Genomic DNA, 3222 nt, shown 5'->3' with positions numbered 1-3222 from the left:
AGCCTCGATCCCGGCGTCCGCGAGCGCCACCTCGATGGCGCGGCGCAGACCGGGCTCACGGCCGCTGCCGGGCTTCGGGTCGAAGGTCGAGCCGTACCCGGCGATCTCGCCGTAGATGTGCGCCGTGCCACGCTCGCGGGCCGTCGCCCTGTCCTCCAGGACGAGCAACGCCCCGCCCTCGCCGGGCACATAACCGTCGGCGTCGGCGTCGAACGGCAGGTAGGCCCGGTCGGGATCGGTACGGGTGGACAGCCGACCGCCGGCGATCTGCGCGACCCAGCCCCAGGTGCAGATCGACGCGTCGAAACCGCCGGAGACGATCAGCTTGCTGCCCTTGCGGATCTGCCGGCGCGCCTGCGCGATCGCGTCGAGGCCGCCCGCCTGATCGCTGACGAGCACCCCGCTGGGGCCGCGCATGCCGTTGCGGATGGAGATCTGGCCGCTGTTGACGGCGTAGAACCAGGCGAAGGACTGGTACGCGGAGACGTACTGACTGCCCTGGCTCCACAGCTTCTTCAGCTCGTTCTGGCCGAACTCGAAGCCCCCGGAGACCGACGCGGTGACGACTCCCATGTCGAACTCGGCGATGTCGCCGGGCTGGATGCCCGCGTCCTTGAAGGCGCAGTCCGCGGCGACCAGGGCGAGCCTGGTCATCCGGTCCGTCTGCGGGATCAGCCGGCTGGGCAGGTGCTTCTCCGCGGCGAAGTGGCGTATTTCTCCGGCAAGTTGGGCCGGATACTGGGTCGGGTCGAAGTGGGTGACCCGGCCGATGGCGTTCTTGCCGACCCGGGTCGCGGCCCAGAAGTCGTCCATGCCGATGCCGTTGGGGGTGGCGACGCCGATGCCGGTGATCACTGTCCTGGCGCTCATGACACGCTCCTGTCGGGACGGGCCAGCACCATCGCGCTCTGGAACCCGCCGAATCCGCTGCCGACCGTGAGCACCGCATCGGTCCGGTGCTCCCGTGCGGTGAGCGGGACGTAGTCGAGGTCGCACTCCGGGTCGGGGGTGTGCAGGTTGGCGGTGGGCGGCACCACGTGGTTCTCCATCGCCAGCACGGACGCGGCGATCTCGATCGAGCCGATCGCGCCCAGCGAGTGGCCCACCATCGACTTGATGGAGCTCACCGGGCGGCGGTAGGCGTGGTCCCCGAGGCTCAGCTTGAACGCCGCCGTCTCGTGCCGGTCGTTCTGCTTGGTGCCCGAGCCGTGGGCGTTGATGTAGTCGATGGACTCGGGGTTCATCCGCGCCTCGTCCAGGGCCACCGTGATGGCCTCGGCCATCTCCCGGCCGTCGGGGCGCAGTCCGGTCATGTGGAAGGCGTTGCACCGGGAGGCGTAGCCGGCGACCTCGGCGTAGATGTGCGCGCCGCGCGCGCGGGCGCTGTCCAGCTCCTCCAGTACGAACACGGCGGAACCCTCGCCGAGCACAAATCCGTTGCGGGTACCGTCGAAGGGCCGCGAGGCGTGCTCGGGGTCGTCGTTGCGCGGGGTGGTCGCCTTGATCGCGTCGAAGCACGCCATCGTGATCGGCGAGATCGGGGCGTCCGCAGCGCCGGTGATCATGACGTCGGCGGTGCCTTCGCGGATCAGCTCGACGGCGTGACCGACCGAGTCGATGCCTGAGGTGCAGCCGGTGGAGACCACCGTGGCCGGCCCCTCGGCGCCCACCGCCCATGCCACCTCAGCCGAGAACGAGCTCGGCACGAAGTAGTTGTACAGGTGCTGCGGCGCGTAGGTGTGGTCGACGAGGTCGAGCCGGCCGTCGTCGCTCACCACCCGGTACTCGTCGTCGAGCCCGGTGGTCGCGCCGACCGCGCTGCCGATGGTGACACCGGTGCGGTGGGGGTCGAACCCGGCCAGGTCGAGTCCGCTGTCGGCGAGCGCCTCACGCGCGGTGACCACGGCGAACTGGGCGGCGCGGTCCATGCGGCGGATCTCCTGCGGAGTCAGCCCGTGCAGATGAGGGTCGAAGTCGGCCTCGGCCGCGACCCTGGAACGGAAGGCGGAGGGGTCGAAGAAGCTGATCCCCCGGGTCGCTGTGCGGCCTTCGCTCAGCAGACTCCAGAAGTTCTTGGCACCTATACCGCCCGGTGCCAGCACTCCGACTCCTGTGATCACTACCCGGCGAGCCACTAGCGGTGGCCTCCCCTCGTGTCGGCGTCGTGTCGCGGCTTCATACGGAAGCCGTCCAGTCGTAGAAGCGGGTGGCCATGGCATCGGCCGGAGACCGCCAGGTCGCGGGGTCGTACGCCTCGATGAACGGCTTGAGGTCCTCGCTGATCTGCACGAATCGGGGGTCGGTCTTGGCGTCCTCGATCAGCTGTCCGCCGTTGTCGGTGTCGAAGTCCTGGAGGTGGAAGTACAGGCCCTTGTAGGCGAACAGCTGGCGGCGCCGGGTGCCCATGCGGTGCGGCATCTCCGTCTTGTCGAACTCGGCGAAGAGCTTGCCGACTTGGGCGCTCGACTCGATGTCCATCCGGGCCACGATCAGGGTGCTGTGCATGTCTTCTCTCTTCCGTGGATCAGCGCTTGGGTGGATCAGCGAGGGCTGGAGCCGGCCGGAGATCAGACCGCGCGGGGCGCCCCGAACCAGCGCTCCAGGGCCATGGCCAGGTCGTGGTGGCTGCCGGGGGCGGCCCAGGCGATGTATCCGTCGGGACGGATCAGCACTGCCGAGGTCCCTTGCAGGCCGCTGGCGGGCGAGACCGCGTGCGGCTCGGCGGTGACGACGTCGACCCGGTCGGCCCAGCCCGCGGCCCTGGCCCGCAGACGCGGGTTGTCCTCCAGGTCGAGCAGAACACCCCGGGCGGAGTACAGGAGTTCGGTACTGCTGGTCCGGCGCCCGGCGCCGGTCAGCTCCAGGTGCGGCATGCGCTTGCCGAGCAGCGGATGGGTGCCGGAGCCGACGTCGTACGTGATCTCCAGGCCGCTCACCATGGCGGCAAGGTGCTTGGCGACCTCTTCGTAGCCGATGAGCTCGGTGAGTACGTCACGCAGCGGCTGCACCTCGGGGCCGCTGAGGAAGAGCAGGCCCTGGGCCTGGGTGTTCATCAGCAGCCGCTTGCCGACCGGATGGCGCTCACCGTGATACGAGTCCAGCAGGCTCTCCGGGCCCGGCCCTGCACGACCGCCGCGAGCTTCCAGCCGAGGTTGACCGCGTCCTGGATGCTGGTGTTCATGCCCTGGCCGCCGGCCGGAAGGTGAATGTGCGCGGAGTCGC

Annotated in this window: 3 protein-coding genes and 1 pseudogene; all 4 read right to left on the bottom strand. The window is 69.7% G+C overall.

The window, feature by feature from the left end; all coding sequences use genetic code 11:
* Nucleotides 1-870 (bottom strand): beta-ketoacyl synthase N-terminal-like domain-containing protein (locus ACTWQJ_RS49095; RefSeq protein ID WP_443312844.1); only part of this gene is annotated, 870 nt, incomplete at its 3' end.
* Nucleotides 867-2135, bottom strand: a complete 1269-nt coding sequence (locus ACTWQJ_RS49090; protein ID WP_443312843.1) for a beta-ketoacyl-[acyl-carrier-protein] synthase family protein — start codon at nucleotides 2133-2135, stop codon at nucleotides 867-869. The genes ACTWQJ_RS49095 and ACTWQJ_RS49090, both read right to left, overlap by 4 nt.
* 40 nt (nucleotides 2136-2175) lie before the next feature.
* A complete protein-coding gene (locus ACTWQJ_RS49085) occupies nucleotides 2176-2505 on the bottom strand; it encodes a TcmI family type II polyketide cyclase (RefSeq protein WP_443312842.1) in 330 nt (109 codons plus the stop codon).
* Between the two features lie 62 nt (nucleotides 2506-2567).
* A pseudogene (locus ACTWQJ_RS49080) lies at nucleotides 2568-3222 on the bottom strand (aromatic-ring hydroxylase C-terminal domain-containing protein); the annotation flags it as partial.

Source organism: Streptomyces sp. KR55, from assembly GCF_052245645.1.
Taxonomy (GTDB): Bacteria; Actinomycetota; Actinomycetes; order Streptomycetales; family Streptomycetaceae; genus Streptomyces; species Streptomyces flavusporus.
Note: the sequence above shows the minus strand (reverse complement) of the source record. Positions and strands in the feature narration are given on the sequence as shown.

Bases quoted from the DNA above. Each gene is read 5' to 3' on its own strand.
- ACTWQJ_RS49085 (WP_443312842.1), bottom strand. From the start codon at position 2,505: ATGCACAGCACCCTGATCGTGGCCCGGATGGACATCGAGTCGAGCGCC.